Origin of the sequence: Rickettsia sp. Tenjiku01 (genome assembly GCF_001653015.1) — a bacterium.
Taxonomy (GTDB): Bacteria; Pseudomonadota; Alphaproteobacteria; order Rickettsiales; family Rickettsiaceae; genus Rickettsia; species Rickettsia rickettsii.
In genome coordinates this window covers 1-24,266 of the sequence record NZ_BCMR01000029.1, presented here as the reverse complement: position 1 = coordinate 24,266, position 24,266 = coordinate 1, and the positions used below count along the sequence as shown (strand labels likewise).

Sequence of the window (24,266 nt, the reverse complement as noted above, 5' to 3'; positions counted from 1 at the left end):
TACTTGAGCATAGTACTATAGAGGTAGGTTTTAATATTTATACGGCAGAAGAGACGCATAATTTAGACGTTATCGAATTAGTAAAAAAATATTATTATTCTAATATAAATACTATTACGTCTGAAGAAAATACTATAGATACAACACTTACTGTAGTAGAAGAAGTACCGGTATTAGGAGAGGGGACAGAGGGAGTATAAGTAATAAAATTCAATATTATTCCCGTGGAAGGCTTGCTTGCATGGTTTGAAAAACCTACTCGATGTCATTCCCGCGAAAGCGGGAATGATATAAAACGAGCTATGCCACAACGCAGCGACTGCAAGGAGCGTGGCAATCTATTTATAAAAAATAGTAAAAAATCTGTAAATCAGAATTTTGTACTGGATTGCTTCGTCAAAATTTTCAATTTTTCCTCGCAATGACGGCAAAACCAAGCCACGCGAGTAATGCCAAGTCATTTCAATAGACCTCTTCGGAAACTCTACTGCTAGAGGTAATTTGTACGTTGATCCGGTACTCGAATCCTCACGTACTCTTTTATATGCTGCGGTTCTGCGTTCCGTGTCTCCTTCAAATTCCTCTCTATAAGCGAGTTTCCGAAGAGGTCTAATAAAATCTAAATATTTCTTAGAATTACTTTACTTAATTCATAATTCAAGTGTGAGAAGTTTATCTCTTCAAATCCTTTTCTTGGAATAATAATCATTGCAAATTTTATAGCCTTAAAGCTAGAATCACTAACAATAATTCTAATTAGATGTCGTATACGCCTTTTAATTTTGTTGCGAACTACAGCTTTTTTATTTAGCTTTCTGCTAACTTTGATTCCTAACAAGGTGTTATATTTTGATTCAAGGAAGATTTTTGGAAGTTTTGTGGTGATTACCAAAATAAAATATTTCTCATGGAGCTTCTTTCCAAGCTTATTTATAAGCTCAAATTCTTTTTGATTTTTTAAAGAGGTAATAGACAATTTGATAAATCAGATTATTTTAAGCAGATAATTTATGTCTACCTTTAGCACGACGTTTTCTTAAGATTGCTCTTCCGGTTGGAGTAGCCATTCTAGATCGAAAACCATGTCTTCTTTTTCTAACTAAATTACTAGGTTGAAATGTACGTTTCATAATGTTTATACCGAACGAAAATAAAAATTAATTATTATAAATATGTCATCCCGTGGTTTGACCACGAGATGACATTAAATACTTAAATATGTGCTTTTGCTTTTTCTACGATACTTACGAATCCGTCACTGTTATTGACGGCAAGTTCTGCAAGTACTTTACGATCTATATCGATTTCTATTTTTTTAAGAGCTCCCATAAATTGAGAGTAAACAAGCCCATGTTCTCTTACTGCTGCATTTATTCTTTGAATCCATAAACCTCTAAAATCACGTTTACGGTTTCTACGATCTCTATAAGCATATTGGAGGGCTTTTTCTACTTTCTCAATAGCTACTCTAAAACAGCTATTTGCTCTACCTCTATAGCGTTTGGCTAATTTAAGGATTTTTTTATGTCGATTTTTGGAAATTTTTCCTGATTTTGCACGTGTCATTGCTTTAGCTCCTAGTTAATTAATGTATACCGTACGGTAAAAAATATTTTTTAATATTATATCCGTCTTGAGGACAAAGTATTGTAGTTCCTCTAAGGTTACGAATTTGAGCTTTAGTACGACGACGCATAAAATGTTTTTTACCTGCTTGAGATGCAATAACATTGCCGCTAGCAGTAAGTTTAAAACGTTTTTTTACGGCAGATTTTGTTTTTAATTTAGGCATATTGTTCCTTATAATTGGTATTTCTAGGTTTAAACGGTAAAACATTAGGCATACCAAAGCCATATTACCGATGAAATCTAGATAATAGTTTTTTTATTAGTTATTGCAAGATTTTTTTATAAAAATGTACTATAATATTTTTAATCAATCGATAATAATTTAAAAATGTTTGGACAAAATCCTAAAAGAAGCATATTAAACGGTGACGGTACTCAGTTAGAGGTACAGTCTATTTTTAAGACTATACAAGGGGAGGGCATTTTTGTAGGTTGTCCTGCGATCTTTATTAGGCTTGGAGGATGTAATCTTGCTTGTAATTTTTGTGATACGGAGTTTGAAGATTTTGATTTAGTAGATATAGATAAGATTTTGAATAAAGTAGAAAGCCTGGCATTAAATTCTAAAAATGAAAAATCGATTAATTTAGTAGTAATAACCGGCGGTGAGCCGATGCGTCAACCTATAGAGTTATTATGTCAGAAGTTATTAGACCGAGATGTTAAAGTTCAAATAGAGACTAACGGTACGTTATATCGTTCTTTGCCGAAAGAAGTGTCTATAATTTGTTCGCCGAAGGTAGGTAAAACCGGTTATAGTAAAATAAGAGAAGATTTATTGCCTAAAATTAGTGCAGTGAAATTTATCGTTGCTAAAAATATTTTAGAATATAGTCTCATACCGGAAGTAGGGCAAACCTCTTATAATATACCGGTTTTTATTCAACCTATGGATCAAAACAACCAAAGACTTAATGGCGAAAATAATGAGTTAGCAGTAAAATTAGCATTAGAAAGCGGTGCTAGATTATCTCTGCAAACTCATAAATTTTTAAATATCCCATAGATTTAGGTCGCCGTATGACCCCTTTTCATCACCTAATAATATTACTATTCCAATGTTACCATTGTCAGAATTAGAAGGGTAAAGCTCTTTAAAAATTTTAATTATAACGATATAATTTCCCTAATTGTCTTTGTTGTTCTACAGAAGGGAAAGGTAAGATAATTTTGTCAGCATCTATGTTGCTTTTTGATGTTGATGTTATCATAGATTCAATTGAACTTTCGGTACAGAATTGTTGGCGTTGTACTACATTTAATTACCTGCTTTTCATTGTCTAAATTAGAAACCTTCGCATTTTCTACTTGTTCTCTAACATTTGTTTGGTAGCACATATGTAATATACTAAACTAAATCTAAGTGAATTTTGCATTCCGGTTCTTTATTTTTAACAAGAATATTGATGCATAAGAATCGTCATCTTCACTATCTTCACTCTTGCTGTTACGCCCAATATAGTCAGAGTCAGAAGAGTACATAATAGATTCAAGGAGAAAATCCTTATTATATCCTTGGCAGCAATTTCTTCTCCACAGTTTGAGGGATTTGCAATACGCTTAGGTTGTATCTGTTTCATAATTTCCTTGCAAAATAATTTCGGTTAGAACTAAATTTCTTTTCAATATCCAATAAATTAAAGAATTTTAACTAAGGAATATATTACTCCTATATTCTAGTCAAAAATTAATTTACTTGAATTTTTAATTGTACTTAAGTATGATAATGAAGATTTATTATAAGTTAATATGGAGTAATAATGAGTGAAATATTAGAACTTGAAGCGGAATCCCGCACAGAATTCGGTACGGGAGCAGCAAGAGCATTAAGAAGAGCAGGGCGTGTTCCGGCTATTATTTATGGAGTGGGTAAAACACCTGTTAGTATTTCTTTGGAAGAAAAGGAAATAACTAAATATTATAGAAAGCCGGCTTTTATCTCTCAGTTAATTAATTTAACAATTGATAAGAAAAAATATAAAGTATTGCCGAAGGCTGTAGAATTACATCCTGTTACGGATATAGTACGCCATGTTGATTTTGTCTTTTTAGAAGAGAAAACCCAAAAAATGGAAGTACCTGTAGTATATGAAGGGAAAGAAAGAGCTTTAGGCGTTAAAAGAGGTGGATACTTTAATATAGTAAAAAGAAGAGTTACTTTATTATGTGATGTTAATAATATTCCAAGAAACGTAACTATAGATGTTACTAATATGCCTATGGCTACTTCGCTAAAATCGTCAAAAATAGAATTACCGAAAGGATGTAGTTTTGTTACAAAAAAAGAATTTGTCCTTGCAACTATTATAGGACGTAGAGGAGCAAAAACTGAAGCTGAAGGGGAACAACAAGCCGCTGAAGCAGGGAAGTAAGATAATTCTCACGATAAGGACTTGCTTAGATACTTAAATCGTTATTGCGAGGATTCGTAGGCGTTGTTGTTTGGCTCGTTTTATGCCATTCCTAGCTAGAAGCGGGAATCCGGTAATCTTTAATTGTCATACTGCGAGCTTGTAGAGGTATCCAGTCTTTGTTAATGTTTTTTCTGGATACCGTGGTCAAGCCACGGTATGACATCGAGTAGGTTTTTCGATACACGCAATAATGCTGAGCTAAGAATGACATTATTCTGTACTTCTTGCAAATCAATACTTCTTCAAAAATTTTCCATTATTTTAGGTAAATTATTATGCTACTTGTTATTGGTCTTGGTAATCCAGGAAAAGAGTATCAATATACGAGGCATAATGTCGGCTTTATTGCTATAGAGAAAATAGCAAACCAATATAATTCATCATTTAGTACAAAGAAAAAATTCAATTGTGAAATTGCTGAAACTATTAGTGATGGACAAAAGATAATTTTTATAAAGCCTACCACCTATATGAACTTGTCCGGTAAGTCAGTGATATCGGTGAAAACATATTATAATATCTACCCCGCAAAAATCTTTGTTATTCATGATGATATTGATTTAGAAACAGGTAGAATAAAATTTAAAACCGGTGGCGGTAATGGCGGGCATAATGGTTTAAAGTCGATTGATGGGGTTATAGGTAATAATTATAACCGGATTAGGATTGGAGTCGGTAGACCGCAAAATAATCAGGATGTAGCAGATTACGTACTTAATCATTTCTCTAAACCGGAGTATGAAACAGTAATGCAAGGTATAGATAGCATCACTAGTAACTTTGGTTTAATATTAGAGAATAAGTTAGAAGAATTTAAGAATAAGATAGCTTGATATATTCAATGTTATTCCTACGACTTGATCGACGTTGCTGCGTGGATACCAACTCGTCATTGCGAGGAAAAACTGTAAGTTTTGACGAAGCAACCTCAGGAATTCTATACTACTTCACGAGATTGCCACGTTGATGCTATGCATCTCCTCGCAATGACGGGAAAACGATATTAAAACTAAACAGCAAAGAAGCAAAGATGTATGACACAAAATTTTGAAATTGTTTATGCTGATGCAATGGATAGAACTCATAGAACTATAATTATTGAGGCTTTGAACAAAGATGCTAGAGAACAAAAGGGGTTAGTAGGAGATATTGAATCTTTTTCATTTTCCTGTTTAGATTAGGATAAAAATTTTGTTGTAGGAATTAGCGGTATGAGTTCTTGGAGGGATTTTACATTGATTCACTCTTTGTTAATGAAAATATAAGAAACTAAAATTATGGTACTGTACTAATGCAAAAGGCTGAGGATTTAGCACGTGAATGAGGCTGTAATTTTATTCATCTTGTTACTATGGACTTCCAAGCAAAATCGTTTTATGAGAAACTGGGGTATAAAATTGAATTTGCTATGCACGGTTACGAAAAAGATTCTATAATGTATTATTTACGGAAAAATTTATGACACTAAAACTCGGAATTGTTGGGTTGCCGAATGTCGGTAAGTCGACGTTATTTAATGCCTTAACGGCAAGTCAGGCTGCAGATGCCGCTAATTATCCGTTTTGTACTATTGAGCCTAATAGCAGCAAAGTTTTAGTGCCTGATGCGCGTTTGCATAAACTAGCAAGCTTAGCCGGAAGCGGTAAAATTATTCCGTCTTATATTGAGTTTGTCGATATTGCAGGGCTTGTTAAAGGAGCAAGCAAAGGGGAGGGGCTAGGTAATAAGTTCTTATCTCATATCAGGGAAGTCGATGCAATACTGCATGTACTGCGTTGTTTTGAAGATGAGGATATAACGCACGTACATAACAAAGTTGATCCGCTGCATGACCTCGAGATTATTGAAACGGAATTAATACTTGCCGATATAGAATCGGTTGAAAAGCGTTTAGCTACAAGTGAAAAACGCTTGAAGTCAGGCGATAAAGCAATGGTAGAGCAGATAGAGCTGTTAAAAGAGGTTTATAAGGTATTAGGTGAGGATAAACCTGCAAGAGTGCTAAATGAAGCTTTAAGAGTTGATAATTTAAAACAATTGCAGTTAATTACCTCTAAGCCCGTTTTATATATATGTAACGTACTTGAAAAAGATGCAGCTATAGGTAATGAATTTACAAAATTAGTAGCGGAAAGAGCAAAGAAAGAAAATGCTAAAAGTGTCGTAATTTCTTCAAAAATAGAAGCTGAAATTGCTTTACTTGAAAGCATGGAAGAAAAGGAAGAGTTTTTAAAATTTATAGGTTTAGACGAAACAGGGCTTAGTAAAGTCATTAAAGAGGGGTATAATCTTTTAAACCTTAAAAGCTTTTTTACTATAGGACCAAAGGAAGCCCATAGCTGGACTTTTAAAGACGGCACACTTGCACCGGCTGCTGCCGGTATTATTCATACCGATTTTGAAAAAGGTTTTATCAGAGCAGAAGTTATCGGTTATAAAGATTACATAAATCTCGGTAGTGAAGCAAAAGCCAAGGAAGTAGGTAAAATGCGTTTAGAGGGTAAAGAATATAAAATGCAGGATGGGGATATAGTACATTTTAGATTTAGCGTTTAAATAACGATCAGCTATGAAAACAATTTGACCAAAACGGTCTCTTGAAGTGCAAGATAGGCTTGATTATATAGTGCAGCAAATTTTGGCTGTTGCCAAGGATAAAATTGCCCTGATTATCTTGTATGGCTCGTATGCTAGAGGTGATTGGGTTAAAGATATGTATACGGAAGATCTCATACTACTTATAGTTATACAAGTGATTTTGACTTTTTAGTAGAAAAAAAGGTAAATTTAAGGAGCATGCTACTTTAAGGGTAGAATCTAAGATAGAAAAAAGGTTAGAACAAACAGGCTTAAGAAAAGCCGAGGTTTTTTTGCTAGAACCTTGGATATCTATAATATGCGAATCTATAAGTGAGGTAAATGACAAGCTTGAAAAAGGGCGTTATTTTTATACCGACATTAAGAATGAAGGTATTCTTTTATATGATAGTGGCGAGCAGCTTTCTCGAGCTAAAAATTTGCCTTGGAGTGAAGTAAAAGAAATGGCTAAAGAAGATTATGAATACTGGTTTGGTAGAGGCAAGAGTGTTTATTGATTGTAAATACCCATTAGAAAGAGGTGATTTTAGTAAAAGTGCTTTTGAGCTGCATCAAGCCACTGAAAGTGTTTACAGTAGCATTTTATTAGTTTTTGCCCGTTACAAACCAAAGTTACACGATATAAGAAAGCTAGGTGGATATTGTGCAAATTTATAATGTTGAACTACTTAAAGTATTGCTGCAATCGTCTCCCGAACAAAAAGAATGTTTTGCATTACTAGAAAAAGCTTACGTTGATGCAAGATATGATAAAAATTATAGAATTAGCAGAGAGCAGTTACTTTACTTGAGTGAGAGAATAGAAAGATTAAAAATGATAATGGAAAAAATTTGTTTGGAGCGGATTAATCGATAAAACTCGATGAACCGAAATAAAAAAATCATTTATGAAAATTATTGTGAAAATTCCGGCATGGATGCTTCTATGCTTATTTATTTTATCACCGACTACGGAAACAATTTATACTTCAGGATTACCGAGTTTAACCAAATATTTCGGCATTGACTGCGGTCTCACTCAAATTACATCTACATTATATTTTCTAGGGTTTGCGCTTGGTATATTATCACTCGGCAGATTATCGGATATTTGCGGCAGGAGACCTATAGCTTTATTAGGGCTTTTTATTTCAATTATTAGCATTTTTGCAGTTAATATAGAAATGCTGATGATAGCTCGTTTTGTGCAAGCTTTCGGTGTAAGTGTAGATTCTGTTATTGGGCAGGTATGGCTGGAGACTCCTATCAAGGCTTAGAGTTATCATATGTCTATGCTAGCTTATCTCCGTGGCTGTTATTTATCCCTTCTCTAGGTTCATCTATAGGGGGCTATATTATAGAATATTCAAGCTGGCATTATGTTTTTGTATTTTTTAGCCTTACCGGTACTATATTATAAAGTTTTACCTGAAACAAATTCTTATATAGATTTTTCCCAAAGCAGTAAATATTTTGAGGTTTTGCAGGTAATTATTAAAGATAAAATTCTTTGGTTATATGCTTTTATCATCGGTGAATTTAACGGCATATATTACGGTTTTTTCATAGAAGCTCCTTTTATTTTGATTGATAAAATGAAAGTTTCGCCATCTTTTTACGGTAAATTAGCGTTTTTGTTATCTTTTGCTGCTATCTTTGGAGGCTTTTTAGGAGGGTATTTAATAAAAAAACGCCATGTACACGATAAAAAAGTTTATGGGTTTAGGATTTATTTTTAGTTTGTGCGGTTGTATATTATTTGCGGTAAATGCTTTTATATTAGAAGTTATTTCAACGAGTCATAATCTTGCAATCGCTATGATATTTGCACCGATGATGATTCATATGGTTGGGTATATCTACTTATCCCTATGATGCTTCGTTATGCACTGAAGGATTATGCTAAAGTAACAGGTACAGTAGGATCTATATTTAGTGCAATATACTACGTAGTTATCGCTGCTGTAACTTATTTGGTTTCTAAAATACACGGTGCAACGATAAGCAATTTTGCTTTATTATACTTCGTTTTAAGTATTAGCTCTGCTATTTCGTTTTACTGTATTTGGATTTTATATAAGAAGACAAAGTCAAATATTCCTAACTAAACACAGGTGTCGTCATTGTGAGCAGCTGTGGCGTTGTTGTATGGCTCGAAGAAAGCATTCGATTTCATTCCTGCGAAAACAGGAATCCAAGGTAAAACGAGATAAATCGAGCGTTTAGTTTTAAAAGTCTAGCATATTTATACTTTTTTGACTGGATTCCCGCCTACGCGGGAATGACATTAAGAAAGTTAGAGATAACCTGGTACATCATCTGTATGCTCTTCACCCTCAAGAGTCATATCCTCTTTTAAGGCTTCCATACTACAGCTGCTAAATACATCAAGTTTATTCTGTTCTGCTTGCCATTTTAATCTAGCTTCTTTAAAAGTCACAATATCGTTTTCAATTTCTGCTAATGTCAAATTTTTTATTTCGTGTAAAAAATTCTCTATATTTACTTTTGCTTCTGGATTTTTTTCGATGAATGGATTAAAAAACTCCTTGATACTTGCTAATAATTCTTTTTTCCCAGGTTCTATATCTTTAGAATCTAGAGCTTGAGCTATCGGTGTATTCACTGCATCCTCGTTGTTTGCTATATCCTCTTCCTGTTCAAAATTTTTATCAAGTGCGTTATTAGAAGTATTAATATGGAATAACTCTTTATAAAAATCATTCATAACAATTTGGTCGTTAGGGTTATTTGCATTATAAGTAGTTATTATTTTATCAATAGCTTCTTTAAACTTTTCATTATAAGGTATATCTCTAAAGGTGGAGCTTCCATATATAGATTTTTTAGCAAATTCTTTTAGTGCTTGTAGATTTTCAGTACTAGAATTACTCATCTCAGCATGTTTTTCTGGAATATAAGTAGCTATTTCTATTAATTTATTACCAAAAATGCTTTGAGCGGTTTTTTCATCAGCTTGTTGTGTTGCTGCTAATATTTTAGCGGGCATATTATTTTTCACTAGTTCTAGCATGCCTCCGCCGCAACAAACAGTTTGGTAATCATCATTATTTTCTTCCTTTAATGATAAATACAAAGCGTTTTCTATGTGATAGTTATTTTCTTTTAATAATTGCCATGTTTGTAAGGTTGGGTCATTAGCATATACTCCACCATCAATAATTTTATGTGATTTAGTATTGGTTATATTACGGAAATTGTGGCTGGGGAAATATCCAGGTGCTGCAGTGATGCCTTGTATTATATCTGAAAGGTAATAATCATTCTCTTCACTTTGTCTAGCATCTATAGTAGAGAAGGTCATAAGAGGATTTTTTTTATTATTTAGATCATAACCTGTAACTACAACATCACCGATTAAATCCTTGAGGGTATAATTCTTACAATATTCTTTCAATAATTTTACTAATGGTTCAGGAGAAAATTTATGGCTGAATAAGCCATTAAAACTCCACAATTTTCTAAAAGTTAATCCTACCGGAAAAATATTGTGTGCCATTTCTTCAAACAGTTCTTGAGCTTGCGCTGCACTAAATAAAGGTTTTCCGGGATTATTAGGATTCGGTAAATTAAGCAAAATAGAAATAAGTCCTCCAACACTGGTCCCTCCAGTAAAATCGAATATCTCACAAGTATGCTTACCGGTTATTTGCTCCATTATTTTTAATTTTTCTAAATGGATATTTCCTTTTACTCCACCGCCTTCAAATAGTGCTAAGCTAATCTTATTATTGTTTATATCTACCATGACTACCTTTCAAAAAAATACTAAGAGGGCAAAATACAATAAAAATTAACTTTTGTCAATAAACTTATTTGTCTAAAGTCCAAACTGAACATAATTTAACTTATAAAATAAATTGTAACTATTAGTAAAAAACTTAATTAATATTTTAGTATATAGCTAATATTAACTATGATGGTATGAGATATGCTAAGTCATCCTAGTAATATAGATCCTCAGTTATTAGCTCAAGAAGTAAATACAATGATGCCCTGAGTAGAGAAAGATTTAGCTGATGTTGAAGATACAATAACTTATGGAAAAGAACGATTATTTAAATTTGTTAAAGATAAGAAAATTATGGAAGCTTTGGCATTTATGTATTGTTTTGAGGGAAATACTGGACAAACTTTAGATATTAAAGAATTTTGTACTACAAATGATTTATTATATAGAGATGATTTTAGTGCCCTTACGGAGACACTAGATACTTTAACCCCCCTTATAGGGATATTTGTTTCTAAATAATTTAACACTCATTCTACTATAAATAATAATGCTAAAATACGAAAACTTTGATAGCTCCTCTGATAAAGAGTTAAAAGAACATTATACTTTACCTAAGTATCTTAATTTTTTACTTAAAAATATACTAGATATTAATTATATATATAACTCTGAAGATTTTAAACTTAAACTAGGTTTAGTATTACATAATTTAGCTGATAGATTTTTTAAAGATTCTACTATTAGAAATATTTATAAAAAAATTAAATCTGAAATATTAGTTGTAGATAATAATTATTACGAAGAATATTTTAATATTATCAAAACTGCTTTTAATAAACATAATTATTTAAAAATTATAACAAAGAAAATATAAGTGATAAGGATTATCAAAAGCTATTGCATTGAATCCAAATCACTCTATTCCTAAGATATTTGCTTTAGCAGACGGTATTACTGCTCAGCATGCCAAGAAAGTATTATTACAAGAATTGCAAAACAGTAATATCAACTTAAAAAAGTATAAGTACTAACCCATACATAATTCTAAAGGACTTTTAGCTTTTGCTGAAATGATTGGCAGGAATAATAAAATCAGCTAAAGCACCGGATTTTAGAAGAAATAAATAGTGATTTATATACTATATATAAGATCTCAAATACTAAAGAAGAAACTTTTACAATTAATCATATAGTACATTATAAAACCGGTAATGTACAAACAGATGTACCTGGCTTAGGAAAGTATGATGAAATTTTATCTAAATTTGAGCAAGAACATAAACATGCTATTATAAAACGTATATTTGAAGTTGTGCATGCTAAAGCATCGACACAAAATATAGAAGAATTACCGTGAAAACTAAATTACTTTGCAGAAAAGTTAACACATTTGTTATTTATGCTTGCAACGCATAGAAATAATGCAACCTTATTTACGGCTCCCATGTTTTTAGAACTTATTGATAAAAATAGTATATTTTTATCATATAAGGAGTTTTTTCCTATGTCTGCCGAGCATGCCGTTGCTCAAACAAGAGGTATACTGAAAAACTATAAATATGTGCTACCAAATTCCTGTCCAATAGATTATGACACTACAAATGTACAAAATGGTAATCTATTACTTATTAAAGAAGGTAATATATTAATAGAATGGCTTAGTAAAAAATTAAATAATTATAAACTAGCAAATATAGCACGAATATTTGACATCTTAGCTTCAATGTAATTTTACAAAAATATGGATAATGTAAAAAGCAATGATATAAAATCTTTTTTAGCAAAAGTTCATAAATTAGAGAATTGTCCTATAAAGTTGTTAAATTCATTAGACCAAAATTTAACTGCTTTAATTCTTAAAGTAAACAATATAGGAGAACGTAATTTAAAGCTTACAAAAACTAAATTGCTTGAAAAAAAGGATTTTTCTCAAGATTTAAAGGATTAATTGAAATAATCTACTTGGAATTTACTGAAAGCTTAAAAAATATTGAAGGGTTTTTAGCTCAAAAACAAGCATCTCTCAAAAAAGAAATTAAAAAAAAATTCTACCTGAAATTCTACAAATTTTATGTGCTAAAATAAAAGAATGGTATGATATTGATGCACCTGAATATGCTAAGAATGTATTACAAGATATTACCCCCCCAAATTTAATCAAACTATTTCTCCTACCTCGTTTCAAAAGAGATTAACACTTTCCTTTTCTAAAAGACAAGATATATATGATGCAAATGATGATGATAATAATCAAACTTTGGAAACAACTGATATAGACAATAGTATGAAAGAATATTTTAAACTAATTGGAGAACATACTAATACTATATAAAACATTATTAATATTATGGTCTTTTTGAGGTCCTAGAACTTGGTAGCTAAGAGTAAATGAATCAGGATTTAAAATACATAGTTAGTATTATATTGATCTTTACCACATAGATGACTGCCTGTAGCTTGTATACTCAAATGATTTGAAGCATTGTTTCTGCAAAACTTCGGAGGACTCGCATGCTCACCTATTAAGGGCTGTGCGTACTCGCTCCTCGTTTTACATTCCAATTCTCCAAATCATTTGAGTATACCCTTGTCTGCATCAACAAATTTTAATTGATAAAATAAGCGCTTTTCAGGAGCAATAAAATATTTTGTAATATTACTTTTCTTAAAAATATATCTATATTCTTGATTAGCGTGGATTTGATAATCGTAGTCGAGATAGTGAATGTGTAATTCCTCTTTATGAATTCATTTAAACTTTTAAGTAAGAAATATGCTACCTCCTCATCGTAACCATAATTATCTATAATTCTGTTAATACGGTATGACATTTAGTTCTGCAATATTTTCATTAGCAAATTAATCTCTTCGCGTAATTCTATATCGTTTTCCAGTAATTCTTCTACTTTCTTAATAGCATGCATAACAGTCGTGTGGTCTTTTTTACCGAATTTTTTACCGATATCTGCAAGACTTTTCGGCGTTAATGCTTTACTAAGATACATGGCTATTTGACGCGGTCTTGCAATTTCTCGTAATCTCCGTGATGAAGACATATCGGATAACTTAATATTATAACGGCTAGCTACCTTTTTCTGAATATCTTCAACGGTAATTATTCTTTCATTAGAACGCAGTAAATCCCGCAAAATATTTTGTGTGTTTTCGAGTGTAATTTCTTTTAAAGTAAAATTAGAATGAGCGATCACCTTATTTAAAGCTCCTTCAAGTTCTCTAACGTTTGAAACGATTTTAGATGCTAAAAAATCAATTACGTTTTTTGGTATTTTAACGTTCATCTGCTCAATCTTAGATTCTAGAATACCAAGTCGTAGCTCATAAGTAGTACTATGAACGTCGGCAACTAAGCCCCATCCAAGACGAGATTTTATCCGATCTTCAATATTATCTAAATCTGAAGGCGATCTATCACAAGAAATAACCATTTGACGGTTATTATCAATCAATGTATTAAAAGTATGGAAAAATTCTTCCTGCGTACTATCTTTACCGCAAATAAATTGAATATCATCAATCATTAACACGTCAACCGAACGAAATTTCTCTTTAAACGAGATTACTTCTTTGTTACGCAGAGCTTTAACAAATTGATACATAAATTTTTCTGCCGACATGTATATCACTTTGCGGCTTGGATTATTCTGCTTGATGTACCAACCAATTGCATGCATTAAATGAGTTTTACCAAGTCCTACGCCGCCATATAGAAAAAGCGGATTAGACTCAGAAACCGCACCTGATGATTCCGCAACCGCTCTTGCGGCTGCATAAGCTAGCTCATTTGGGGCTCCAACCACAAAATTATCGAAAGTAAAACGTACATCAAGGGTTGAAAAGATATTTTCCGAATTAAGCTCACTGCTGCCGATATCGGCAAAAGTCTTAGTAGGTAATTCTGTAACTGTTTGAGTTGTTCCAGGTAACTCTTTAGTAATTATTTCAATTGACTTAATGGTATTATTATAATGTTGAAATAGTTGCAATATGACCATAGAGTACTTGGATTTTATCCAATCTCTAACAAAGTTAGTAGGGGCACAAAGAATAACGGTATTTAATGAAGACTCTATAAAATTGACTTTACTAAACCAGCTATTATATAGAGTTTCACCGTAATGATTGTAAAGATCTTGAGCCACGTGACTCCAGACATTTACATAATTATCACCTTGATCCGTTAAAATTATTTGGTTAGTACTCACTTAAAACTGCCACGGTAAGTTATTTTGTTTCCAGCCTTTATCTTGATTATTTCCTTCAAAGCCATCACTAATATTATAACAATTTTTATAACCTCTATTAGTTATAAAATTTGCTGCGATAAATGACCTATATCCTGAACGGCACAGAAAAAATATTATTGCATGAATTTTATCGTTAACGATAGATAAAAAATTATCTTCAAAATCTTTATTCAATTGCCAACTTAGAAAGATCACCTTATTTTTATTATCTAAATGAGGTATCCCCACTTGCTGCCACTCTTCTCTAGTTCTAACATCTACAAGAAAAGCAGTATCATTTGAAATTAGCATATCATAAGCTTTTGTAGAACAGATATTTTGAACCGACATATTTACGCGTTTTTGCTGTTATTGATAATAAAAGTTAATAGAATTTTACCCATGTAGAATGGATTTATTAGAGTGCTGAATTATTAAAGCATTTTAAAATGATCTTGGTATCTGATTATTTTAATAATATTATTATAAAAAATTTTTGCAAGATGTTATAGATGAATAAATTAAATAAAAACTCTTTACAAAAGAAACTTTTTTACCGTAGTAAAAATCGCGGTTGCAGAGAAATGGATTATATACTGGGTAGCTTTGCCGAAAAGTACCTATCCTTAATGGATGAAAAAAAACTTGGAAGCTATTCTTTAATACTTGATCAAAATGATAATGATCTTTATAATTGGATTAATAATAAATCTTCTGCTCCTTCTTATCTAGATGCCGAAATAATTGATCAATTACACAAAATAGCAAAAATATAAACTCCTGTAGAATGTTACAACAAAAATTTCCGGCGGTTGCCAAATCTTTCTTTGCAATTGATAATTTTACTAAGAATCTTAAGCAAGATTTCATCTTGAGTGCGAGTAATGAAGAGGAGGCGTTGCAATTATACAAGCAAGCTTTATTTTTTTCTTCTAATGAAAATATTTATTACTTTCCAAGCTATAATACCATCCCTTATTACCATACGTCACCAAATGCAAATATCTTATCTAGACGTGCAGAAACATTAATCAAGCTAGCAACAAATAATAGTAATAGCAACAAATTACTCATCACTCATACAGCGAACTTATTAAACAAATTACCGCCGAAAGATTTTCTTTCTAAATCTTTTTTGAAATTATCCCCTAAAATGAAATTTACTACGGATGAGCTTGCTATGTTTCTAGTAGAAAATAGTTTTACAAGAAATGCGATTAGCATCGATGCCGGGGAATTTGCGGTTAGAGGCGAAATCATTGATATAATATTGTCCGGTCCTAAAGCTTATAGAATTCATTTTAGCTGGGGTTATATTGAATCAATAAAAGAATTTGATATTGATACGCAAATTTCGACTAAATCCTGCAGGGAGCTTATTATTAGTCCTGCAAATGAGATAGTTTTAAATAGTGAAACTATAGGTAATTTTAAGAATAATTACTTACGAAATTTTGGAGTTAATCATACTGATAATGCTTTATATGAGGCGGTAATATCTGGAAGAAAATTCACAGGATATGAACAATTACTCCCATTATTTTACGATTCCTGCTCTAACTTAATAGATTATTTAAACGATCCTATTTTCATATTCGATAATTTGTCAAAACAAGCCATTTTAGAATTTGAACATAGTTATAACGATTTTTATGTGGCAAGGTCAGAGGCAAATAAACTTAAATTTAATAGTTTCTATCCCACCCTTGCACCGACTAGCTTATATTTTACCGCTTCTGAAATAACGGAATTACTAGAACAAAAAAATAATATACTACTTACTTTTGAAAACTCAGAGCAAGTTAGCTTAATTGAAAATATCGCTGCTACAAGTTGTATAGAAAAGAAAACGGTTTTCGATAAATTATTTGAGGTTATTAAAGCAAATGCCCATAAGAAAATTATTATAGGCTCAAGCGTTTTAAGTAGTTTTGAGCGAATCAAAAGCATAATTCAAAATTATGAATATAAATATAATGAGATAAATAAATTAGATGAGGCTAAGGCTTCAATAATAAATGTCGCGATAATTCCTTTAAATCAAAGCTTTTATACGAAAGAATATTTATTTATTACCGCTAGCAAATTATTAGAAGAAAAACCTAGCTCTACAAACACTAACAAAAAACTTAAAAATATCTTGCTGGAGCTTGATAATTTAGCTGAAGGCGAATTTGTTGTTCACAAAGATCATGGAATAGGGCAGTTTTTAAAGCTAGAAGCTTTAGAAATTAAAGGCAAACCACATGATTTTTTAAAGATTTTATATGCCGGCAATGATAAATTATATATACCAGTTGAAAGTATAGAGGTAATAAAAAAATACGGCAATGATAATGCGGAGCTTGATAAGCTTGGTAGCGTTTCATGGCAAAGAAGTAAGGCAAAGCTTAAAAAGCGTATAAAAGAGATAGCACTGCATTTAATACAAGTAGCAGCTAAAAGGAAACTTAATAGTAGTGCTTCCGTTGAATTTGACCTTGAAGAATATGATAAATTTTGTGCTAATTTTCCTTTCAGCGAAACGGAAGACCAATTAATCGCTATAAACGATATTAAAGAAGATCTAAGAAACGGTATGTTAATGGATAGGTTAATATGCGGTGATGTCGGGTTTGGTAAAACAGAGGTAGCAATGCGTGCCGTCTTTATGGTAGCAAAATCTCTAAATGAACATTTACCTCAAGTAGCCGTAGTTGTACCGACAACTATTTTATGTAGTCAACATTTTTCAAGGTTCATAGAAAGGTTCAAAGGTTTTGGTTTAAATATCAAGCAATTATCTAGCATTATTAGTTCTAAAGAAGCAAAAATTATAAGATCGGAGCTTGAAAGCGGTAAAATAAATATAATAATAGGCACTCATGCTTTATTACATAAAAATATAAAATTCTTTAATTTGAAATTGTTAATAATCGATGAAGAACAGCATTTCGGTGTCGGTCAAAAAGAATTTCTTAAATCGCTAAAATCCTCTTCCCATGTACTTGCAATGTCGGCAACACCGATTCCTCGAACGCTGCAAATGTCAATGACCGGTTTAAAAGAACTTAGCATTATTGCAACGCCGCCTCTAAACAGGCTGGAAGTTCATACCTCGGTTATGCCGTTTGATCCCGTTATTATCAGAGATGCATTATTACGCGAACATTTTAGAGGCGGAAGAAGTTTTTATGTAGTTCCAAGAATTAAAGATATAGAGGATATCGCAAAACAATTAAAACAAATCGTGCCGGAATTAAGCTATAAAATAGCTTACGGAAAAATGACTCCGAGTAAAATTGATGAGGTTATGAGCGAGTTTTATGCCGGCAAATTCGATATACTAGTCTCAACTACTATTATAGAATCAGGAATTGATATAGCCGAGGCAAATACCATGATCATACATAAGGCTGATATGCTGGGTCTTAGTCAGCTGTATCAATTGCGTGGTCGCATAGGTCGAGATAAAATGCGGGGTTATGCCTATCTAACGGTAGCAAGTCATAAAAAGATGACATCGCACTCCTTAAGACGCTTAGAGATAATACAAAATAGTTGTGCTTTGGGCTCAGGTTTTACTATTGCAAACCGTGATATGGATTTACGAGGTTTCGGTAATTTGATAGGTGAAGAACAATCAGGACAAATTAAAGAAGTAGGTACAGAACTATATCAAGAAATGCTGGAAGAACAAATAGCTATTTTTAAAGATGAACCGATTGTTTCAGAACAACCCTTTATCCCGACTATTAATTTGGGATTATCCGTCTTTATTCCAGCTAGTTATGTAGCCGATGCAGCTCTTAAACTTGGACTATATAGAAGAATAGGTAATTTAAGTAATGAGATAGAAGTAGAGACATTTAAAGATGAGATGATTGATAGATTCGGTTTACTACCGATTGAATTTAATAATTTACTTGATATTGTAAAAATAAAACTATTATGCTTTAAGTTAAATATTGAAAATCTAGATTCAGGAGATAACGGATTTGTGATTAAATTTTATAAAAATGCCGATATGACTGATAAAATTTTAAAATTCGTTAGTACTTACTCTAATCAGGCAAAAATCAAACCAGATAATAAATTAGTATATATCAAGAAATTAGTAGATAAAAATATAATTGTTGAGGCAAATCAACTACTTTGGAATTTATCGGAGGTGTAGACTCGATGTCATTTCTGCTCTGTCATTGCAAGCAGCCGTAGGCTGCGTGGCAATCGCATGCAATAATAACAAACTCCTGAGATTGCTTCGTCAATTGCTATGCAATTTCCGCGCAATGACGGTAACACGTTTTTAACATAATAAATATGTCTCATAACCTAAAGCAATTATTTCAACAACATAACGTAAAAGGTTTGTCGATTAATTCTAAAACCGTTAAGGATAAAGATATCTTTTTTGCGATTAAAGGACGGAATACTGATGGAAATGATTTTATTAAGGATGCTTTAAGCAAAGGTGCAGTATTAGTAATTACGGACAATAAAAAAAATATTGTTATAGATAAAGTAATTTACGTAAAAGATGTGCAGGCAGCTTTATATGAAGCCATAGAAATATTCTATCCTAAAAAACCAAAGGATCTAATAGCCGTAACCGGTACTAACGGTAAAAGCTCGGTAGTATCCTATATAGCTCAAACATATTCGTTACTTGGGAAAAAAGCAGCATCTATAGGTACGATAGGGGTAGAAATATTTGGCTGCGTTAATCTTATAAATGATGTACCGGAATTAACAACTTTAGACTATTTAAGCTTTAGAAAAATTGCTCATAATTTAGCTGAAAATGGTATAGAATATTTAGTTTTTGAAGCTTCTAGTCATGGTCTTGATCAAGCAAGACTTAGGGAAATAAAAGTAAATATCGCATGTTTTACTAGCTTTAGTCAGGATCATCTAGATTACCACCATACAAAAGAAAATTATTTATTAGCCAAACTGAAATTATTTATAAATCATTTATTACCGAACGGCATCGCAATATTAAATTCTGATATAGAAGAAATAGAGTTTGTTAAAGATTATCTACATAATCATAATATTAAATTTATAACCGTTGGGAAAAAAGGTGATTTAGAAATAACTAGAATTAACGGTTCTTTAAAAGGACAAAATATTAATTTTACATTTAATAATAGAGAATATAATTTTAATACCCCGATAATTGGTAGCTTTCAGGCTAGTAATTTATTAATTGCTGTTCTTAGCATTCATTATATTGGTTTTGCTTTTGATGATGTTATAGATTCTTTAGTAGAAGTTAAAGCAGTAAAAGGCAGAATGGAGAGAATAGATAACACTAATATTTTCGTTGATTATGCCCACACTCCGGATGCTCTTGAAAACGCTTTAACGGAACTGAAAAATATTAAATTACGTGATAGTAAGCTAAGCGTAGTTTTTGGCTGCGGCGGTAATCGTGATAAGGCAAAGAGAAGTCTTATGGGGCAAATAGCCGCAAAACGTGCCGATACCATCATAATTACAGATGATAATCCACGCCATGAAGACCCAAAGCTTATTAGAGCTGAAATCATAAGCGGTATAGAGGAAGCAGATTATACAGAAATAGCAAATAGAGAAGAGGCTATTAAATACGGTATAAATAATTTAAAACAAGATGATATCTTATTAGTTGCCGGCAAAGGTCATGAAAATTACCAAATTATAGGCGATAAGAAATTACCTTTTGATGATGCTGAGGTTGTGAGGAAGTGTGTAACAGTTTGTCATCCCGTGGCTTGACCCATAGTACTGGACAGTTTTAAAAAAAACTTGATGTCATCCCCGCAGAAGCGGGGATCCAGAAAAATAACTTCAATATTAATACAGAAGTTACATGTTTGATAAAATAAACATATAAAAAGCTTGCTTTTTATATGTTTACTGGCTTCCCGCCTACGCGGGAATGACATAAACACGCCATACAAACAACACATAAATAACAAAAACATATGATCTGGAACTCTAAAACTTTAAGTGCTGTTCTCGGTATAACAATCTCTAATTCTATAAATTGTAATGAAGTGCAATTTAATTCCAAAGATGTTAAAAAAGGTAATTTATTTATAGCACTTCAAGGTAATAGAGATGGTCACGATTATGTTCTAGATGCAATAGATAAAGGAGCAGCAGCCGTAATTATTAGTAAGCGAGTAGAGATCAATGATAAAGATAAAATTATCTTAGTCGATGATTGTTTTGAAGCTCTACAAAAAATGGCTTTATATAAACGAGAGAATTCAAAAGCTAAATTTATAGCTATAACAGGCAGCGTCGGTAAAACTTCTACAAAAGAAGCACTGAAAGTATTATTACAACATGATTTTCTAGTTTTTGCTAGCCGATGTAACTTCAATAACAAACTCGGTATGCTTATTAATCTTGCTTCAATGGCTGATGATACGGAATATGCTATTTTTGAGCTTGGCATGAACCATAAAGGTGAAATAAGAGAGCTGGTTCAAATATTAAAGCCGAATATTGCCATGATTACTAATATTTCGGAGGCTCATTTAGAATTTTTTAACTCGCTTGAAGAGATAGCTGAAGCTAAATGTGAGATTTTTGCAAATTTTAGCAAAAATGATATTGCCGTTATTAATGCCGATACTAATTGCTATAACAAAATATTATCGATATTAAAAAAACTTTCTATCACCGATATACATAGCTTCGGTAGATCAGCTAAAACTTCAGCAGAATTAATTTTATATGAGAACCTAGGAGAGCAAGTCTACTTAAAGTATAAGATAAATAATAAAGTCTTAGATGTAACGATACCGTTTATTCCTCGGCATTTTACCGAAAATTATACCGGTGTACTTTTAATTATCGATATATTAGGTAAAGATATAGCGATAGCTGCAAATCACTTAGCAAATATTTCTCCTACTAAAGGAAGAGGGGAAATTATCAATATACAAAATTGTCGTGTAATTTGTGATTACTATAACGCAAGTCCGCAGTCAATGAAAGCTGCATTAGAATATTTAAAACAAGTACCTGCCGAGAATAAAACTGCTATAATAGGCGATATGCTAGAGCTAGGGGAAAATTCTAAACGATTACATGAGAAACTAGTGCAGTACATATTAGATGCCGCTTGTTCTAAGGTCTATTTAGTAGGAGTATATACTAAATATATTGATGATTTACTACCTTCCAAAATAGCTAAAAAATATTTTAAAAATGTTGATGAATTAATTACGCATATTACGGATTTATTTGAAGGTAATGAGCTGATTCTAATAAAAGGGTCAAGAGGCGTAAAACTTGATAAGATTGTTGATTATTATAAATAAATACACTAGGATATTCTTAATATTGTGTGGTTTGGTTGCCCGTCATTGCGCGGAAATTACGTAGTAATTGACAAAGCAATCTCAGGATGTTTGACGAGATTGCTGCCGCGCAGTCTACGACTGCTCGCAATGACGATTTGGTATCTATGTACAATGAATAACATCAAAATATACTTTTAAATTTAAATCTACAAATGTTATACAATCTTTTACTCCCTCATATCCATAATTCACATATAGCTAATTTATTTCACTATATTACTTTTCGTAGCGGTCTTGCTATTATTATAACTCTAAGCCTTAGCTTTATCACGGGTCCGATATTAATAGAATTTCTGCGATCTCTTCAAAAAAACGGTCAGCCTATACGCTCAGACGGACCTGAATCGCATCAAACAAAAGTAGGTACTCCGACAATGGGGGGCATTATGATTATTTTGTCTAGTTGTCTTTCTACTTTATTACTTGCTGATTTAACGAATAAATATATTTGGATTACGTTATTTGGTTTTATTAGTTTCGGTATTATAGGATTTATGGATGATTATGCTAAGGTAACTAAAAATAATCATTACGGAGTAAGAGGAAAAAGTAAGCTTTTACTTCAAGGAATTATTAGCTTCATTATATGTGTTTTACTAGAATATCTAGATAAAAGTCCAAGTCATTTACTTAACGTACCGTTTTTTAAAAATTTAAGTTTGGATCTTGGTTATTGTTATATAGTTTTTGCTATATTTGTTATAGTCGGCTCTTCTAATGCCGTGAATCTAACGGATGGGCTTGATGGTCTTGCTACCGTTCCTATTGCCTTTACTGCCGGTTCTTTTGCTTTAATAAGTTATTTAGTAGGAAATCTAATTTACTCGAACTACTTACAGCTAACCTATATACCGAATACCGGAGAGTTAACGGTGTTATGTGCGGGATTAGTCGGTAGTTGCCTTGGATTTTTATGGTTTAATGCACAACCGGCAGAAGTTTTTATGGGCGATACCGGTAGTCTAAGTCTTGGCGGTGTGCTTGGTATTATTAGCGTTATTACTAAGCATGAAATAGTTTTAGCTATAGTCGGCGGCTTGTTTGTTATTGAAACGGTATCCGTAATTTTACAGGTATATTACTTCAAAGCTACTAAAGGAAAAAGAATATTTAAAATGGCACCGCTCCATCATCATTTTGAAAAACACGGCTGGGCAGAATCAAAAGTCGTAATAAGATTTTGGATTATTTCAGTTATATTTGCTCTTATAGGCTTATCATCCTTAAAATTACGTTAACTATATTCGTTTATCTATCTTTTATTTATATACATTACATAAATTAACTTTCTCTTTGCTTTTGTATAAGAAATTTGCTATAATACTGATATTAATTTATAGTAGGTATATGGTATGGTTAAAGAAATAGATATAAATAAATTATTAGCACAAGAAAATAATGCTTTAAATACTATATTAAGCCAAGTAAATGAATTATGCAAACAAAATAAGCAGTTACAAGGTTTAATCGAAATACAAAATGAAACTAAAGCACTAGAAAAAGAACATAATAGATCGTTGCCTTGGTTTAAAAGATTTGTAAAAACAGTTTCTAATGTAAAGTATATTTTGATAAAAAGTGAAGAACAGTTAACAAATGAAGCAATAAAGTATAATAATAAAATATTAAAAGATATTGATAATAAGATATATAATATAGCGGAAAAATCTGCACCTTTAAAGCAAGCATTACAAGAAGAAATCGAAAAAAATTTTAAGGATTTAACAAAGAAAGATTTATCTAAAGATCAAAGAGCAAGATTATCGGAAGTATTTTTTAGTTATAAGAGTAAACCTGAAAGATTCTCAGCTCTACATATGACAAATCCCTTACAATTCATTAATGCTGAAGCACTAGAGAAACAATATAATTCTTTAAATGCTACAAAACAAAACATCCAAAATTTAATATCCGAAAATTCTAATATCAAAGAACTTAAAGAAATACAAAAACAGGTTGCTGAAATTAGGGCAGAAGTACCTCATACATTTTTTGAAAAATTAAATAATATTTGGCAAAATGTTAAAAATGTTTTTGTAAATAATAGTGAGCAGGTTTTAGCAAAAAACAAAGAGAGGAATACTAGAACAATTAGAAAGATTGATGAACAATTATATAAAACGAAGCATAAATTTGAGGAATTAATTGAAAATAAAGAAAGAAATATTAAGGATATAATTGCAAAATTACCTGACAATGAGGAGTTACAAAAGATAGTAAGTAACCTTACAAATCACATGGCTTCAAAAAAAGAACCAATATTAGCAAATTCGTCCCTAGCTAAACCTTTGGAAAACAATATAAC

General features: G+C 31.8%; 22 protein-coding genes and 8 pseudogenes. 22 read left to right on the top strand and 8 right to left on the bottom strand.

Annotated elements, in window-relative coordinates; all coding sequences use genetic code 11:
- Positions 1–200, top strand: a pseudogene (locus TENJIKU01_RS06755) (hypothetical protein); the annotation flags it as partial.
- 267 nt (positions 201–467) lie between these two features.
- Here TENJIKU01_RS06755 and TENJIKU01_RS10835 read toward each other — a convergent pair.
- The 5 genes and pseudogenes from TENJIKU01_RS10835 to rpmI form a co-directional block, all read right to left on the bottom strand.
- Positions 468–614 (bottom strand): annotated as a pseudogene (locus TENJIKU01_RS10835) (palindromic element RPE1 domain-containing protein); the annotation flags it as partial.
- 5 nt (positions 615–619) lie between these two features.
- Positions 620–976 (bottom strand): ribonuclease P protein component, encoded by a 357-nt coding sequence (rnpA, locus tag TENJIKU01_RS06750; RefSeq protein WP_064429671.1) that lies wholly within the window; start codon positions 974–976, stop codon positions 620–622.
- Between the two features lie 19 nt (positions 977–995).
- Complete coding sequence (gene rpmH / locus TENJIKU01_RS06745) at positions 996–1,130, bottom strand: 50S ribosomal protein L34 (protein WP_011270688.1); 135 nt, start codon at positions 1,128–1,130, stop codon at positions 996–998.
- An 82-nt stretch (positions 1,131–1,212) separates the two neighbouring features.
- Positions 1,213–1,566, bottom strand: a complete 354-nt coding sequence (gene rplT, locus TENJIKU01_RS06740) for a 50S ribosomal protein L20 (protein WP_064429670.1) — start codon at positions 1,564–1,566, stop codon at positions 1,213–1,215.
- A gap of 19 nt (positions 1,567–1,585) precedes the next feature.
- Positions 1,586–1,792 (bottom strand): 50S ribosomal protein L35, encoded by a 207-nt coding sequence (gene rpmI, locus TENJIKU01_RS06735; protein ID WP_064429669.1) that lies wholly within the window; start codon positions 1,790–1,792, stop codon positions 1,586–1,588.
- A gap of 165 nt (positions 1,793–1,957) precedes the next feature.
- On the opposite strand from rpmI, the gene TENJIKU01_RS06730 reads away from it, so the two are divergent.
- From TENJIKU01_RS06730 to TENJIKU01_RS08030, 10 genes and pseudogenes are all read left to right on the top strand, one after another.
- Positions 1,958–2,635: a 7-carboxy-7-deazaguanine synthase QueE gene (locus tag TENJIKU01_RS06730; protein ID WP_004997925.1), complete on the top strand. Its 678-nt coding sequence runs from the start codon at positions 1,958–1,960 to the stop codon at positions 2,633–2,635.
- Between the two features lie 754 nt (positions 2,636–3,389).
- Positions 3,390–4,001, top strand: coding sequence for a 50S ribosomal protein L25/general stress protein Ctc (locus tag TENJIKU01_RS06725; RefSeq protein WP_064429668.1), 612 nt, complete (start codon positions 3,390–3,392; stop codon positions 3,999–4,001).
- Positions 4,002–4,318: 317 nt separating this feature from the next.
- Entirely contained in the window at positions 4,319–4,876 is a 558-nt protein-coding gene (pth, locus tag TENJIKU01_RS06720) for an aminoacyl-tRNA hydrolase (RefSeq protein WP_064429667.1), read from the top strand.
- A gap of 201 nt (positions 4,877–5,077) precedes the next feature.
- Positions 5,078–5,308: pseudogene (locus TENJIKU01_RS10025) on the top strand (acetyltransferase).
- A 26-nt stretch (positions 5,309–5,334) separates the two neighbouring features.
- Positions 5,335–5,505 (top strand): annotated as a pseudogene (locus tag TENJIKU01_RS06710) (GNAT family N-acetyltransferase).
- Positions 5,502–6,599: a redox-regulated ATPase YchF gene (ychF, locus tag TENJIKU01_RS06705; protein ID WP_064429665.1), complete on the top strand. Its 1,098-nt coding sequence runs from the start codon at positions 5,502–5,504 to the stop codon at positions 6,597–6,599. Before TENJIKU01_RS06710 ends, ychF begins: the two are co-directional and overlap by 4 nt.
- 82 nt (positions 6,600–6,681) lie before the next feature.
- Positions 6,682–6,851 (top strand): annotated as a pseudogene (locus tag TENJIKU01_RS08690) (nucleotidyltransferase domain-containing protein).
- Positions 6,852–6,913: 62 nt separating this feature from the next.
- Entirely contained in the window at positions 6,914–7,138 is a 225-nt protein-coding gene (locus TENJIKU01_RS10020) for a hypothetical protein (protein ID WP_227780111.1), read from the top strand.
- Positions 7,139–7,275: 137 nt separating this feature from the next.
- Positions 7,276–7,497, top strand: coding sequence for a HEPN domain-containing protein (locus tag TENJIKU01_RS10015; RefSeq protein WP_064429664.1), 222 nt, complete (start codon positions 7,276–7,278; stop codon positions 7,495–7,497).
- Positions 7,498–7,528: 31 nt separating this feature from the next.
- Positions 7,529–8,728 (top strand): annotated as a pseudogene (locus tag TENJIKU01_RS08030) (Bcr/CflA family efflux MFS transporter).
- Between the two features lie 188 nt (positions 8,729–8,916).
- Here the strand turns inward: TENJIKU01_RS08030 and TENJIKU01_RS06670 are convergent.
- Positions 8,917–10,389 carry a patatin-like phospholipase family protein gene (locus TENJIKU01_RS06670; RefSeq protein ID WP_064429663.1) on the bottom strand — a complete coding sequence of 491 codons (1,473 nt, stop codon included), beginning with the start codon at positions 10,387–10,389 and terminating at the stop codon, positions 8,917–8,919.
- 183 nt (positions 10,390–10,572) lie between these two features.
- Between TENJIKU01_RS06670 and TENJIKU01_RS06665 the strand changes: the two are divergent.
- The 5 genes and pseudogenes from TENJIKU01_RS06665 (at position 10,573) to TENJIKU01_RS10010 (ending at position 12,322) form a co-directional block, all read left to right on the top strand.
- Positions 10,573–10,893, top strand: a pseudogene (locus TENJIKU01_RS06665) (hypothetical protein).
- Between the two features lie 28 nt (positions 10,894–10,921).
- Entirely contained in the window at positions 10,922–11,248 is a 327-nt protein-coding gene (locus tag TENJIKU01_RS06660) for a hypothetical protein (protein WP_064429662.1), read from the top strand.
- A gap of 28 nt (positions 11,249–11,276) precedes the next feature.
- A complete protein-coding gene (locus TENJIKU01_RS10320; RefSeq protein ID WP_255374231.1) occupies positions 11,277–11,405 on the top strand; it encodes a hypothetical protein in 129 nt (42 codons plus the stop codon).
- A 368-nt stretch (positions 11,406–11,773) separates the two neighbouring features.
- A complete protein-coding gene (locus TENJIKU01_RS06655; RefSeq protein WP_064429661.1) occupies positions 11,774–12,103 on the top strand; it encodes a hypothetical protein in 330 nt (109 codons plus the stop codon).
- Between the two features lie 12 nt (positions 12,104–12,115).
- Positions 12,116–12,322 (top strand): hypothetical protein, encoded by a 207-nt coding sequence (locus tag TENJIKU01_RS10010; RefSeq protein ID WP_227780109.1) that lies wholly within the window; start codon positions 12,116–12,118, stop codon positions 12,320–12,322.
- Positions 12,323–13,205: 883 nt separating this feature from the next.
- Here the strand turns inward: TENJIKU01_RS10010 and dnaA are convergent.
- Complete coding sequence (gene dnaA, locus TENJIKU01_RS06645) at positions 13,206–14,597, bottom strand: chromosomal replication initiator protein DnaA (protein WP_064429660.1); 1,392 nt, start codon at positions 14,595–14,597, stop codon at positions 13,206–13,208.
- Positions 14,598–14,969, bottom strand: a complete 372-nt coding sequence (locus TENJIKU01_RS06640) for a rhodanese-like domain-containing protein (protein WP_064429659.1) — start codon at positions 14,967–14,969, stop codon at positions 14,598–14,600. It lies immediately after the preceding gene.
- 161 nt (positions 14,970–15,130) lie between these two features.
- On the opposite strand from TENJIKU01_RS06640, the gene TENJIKU01_RS06635 reads away from it, so the two are divergent.
- The 6 genes and pseudogenes from TENJIKU01_RS06635 to rickA all read left to right on the top strand — a co-directional run.
- Positions 15,131–15,394 carry a succinate dehydrogenase assembly factor 2 gene (locus TENJIKU01_RS06635; protein WP_064429658.1) on the top strand — a complete coding sequence of 88 codons (264 nt, stop codon included), beginning with the start codon at positions 15,131–15,133 and terminating at the stop codon, positions 15,392–15,394.
- A gap of 11 nt (positions 15,395–15,405) precedes the next feature.
- A complete protein-coding gene (gene mfd, locus TENJIKU01_RS06630; RefSeq protein ID WP_064429657.1) occupies positions 15,406–18,774 on the top strand; it encodes a transcription-repair coupling factor in 3,369 nt (1,122 codons plus the stop codon).
- A gap of 146 nt (positions 18,775–18,920) precedes the next feature.
- The gene (locus TENJIKU01_RS06625; protein ID WP_064429656.1) at positions 18,921–20,360 is read left to right on the top strand and encodes a UDP-N-acetylmuramoyl-L-alanyl-D-glutamate--2,6-diaminopimelate ligase; all 1,440 of its coding nucleotides are present in this window, start codon (positions 18,921–18,923) and stop codon (positions 20,358–20,360) included.
- Between the two features lie 209 nt (positions 20,361–20,569).
- Entirely contained in the window at positions 20,570–21,919 is a 1,350-nt protein-coding gene (locus TENJIKU01_RS06620; protein WP_064429655.1) for a UDP-N-acetylmuramoyl-tripeptide--D-alanyl-D-alanine ligase, read from the top strand.
- Positions 21,920–22,113: 194 nt separating this feature from the next.
- On the top strand, positions 22,114–23,199 hold the full coding sequence (gene mraY / locus TENJIKU01_RS06615) for a phospho-N-acetylmuramoyl-pentapeptide-transferase (RefSeq protein WP_064429654.1): 1,086 nt from the start codon (positions 22,114–22,116) through the stop codon (positions 23,197–23,199).
- 114 nt (positions 23,200–23,313) lie between these two features.
- Positions 23,314–24,266, top strand: a pseudogene (rickA, locus tag TENJIKU01_RS06610) (Arp2/3 complex-activating protein RickA); the annotation flags it as partial.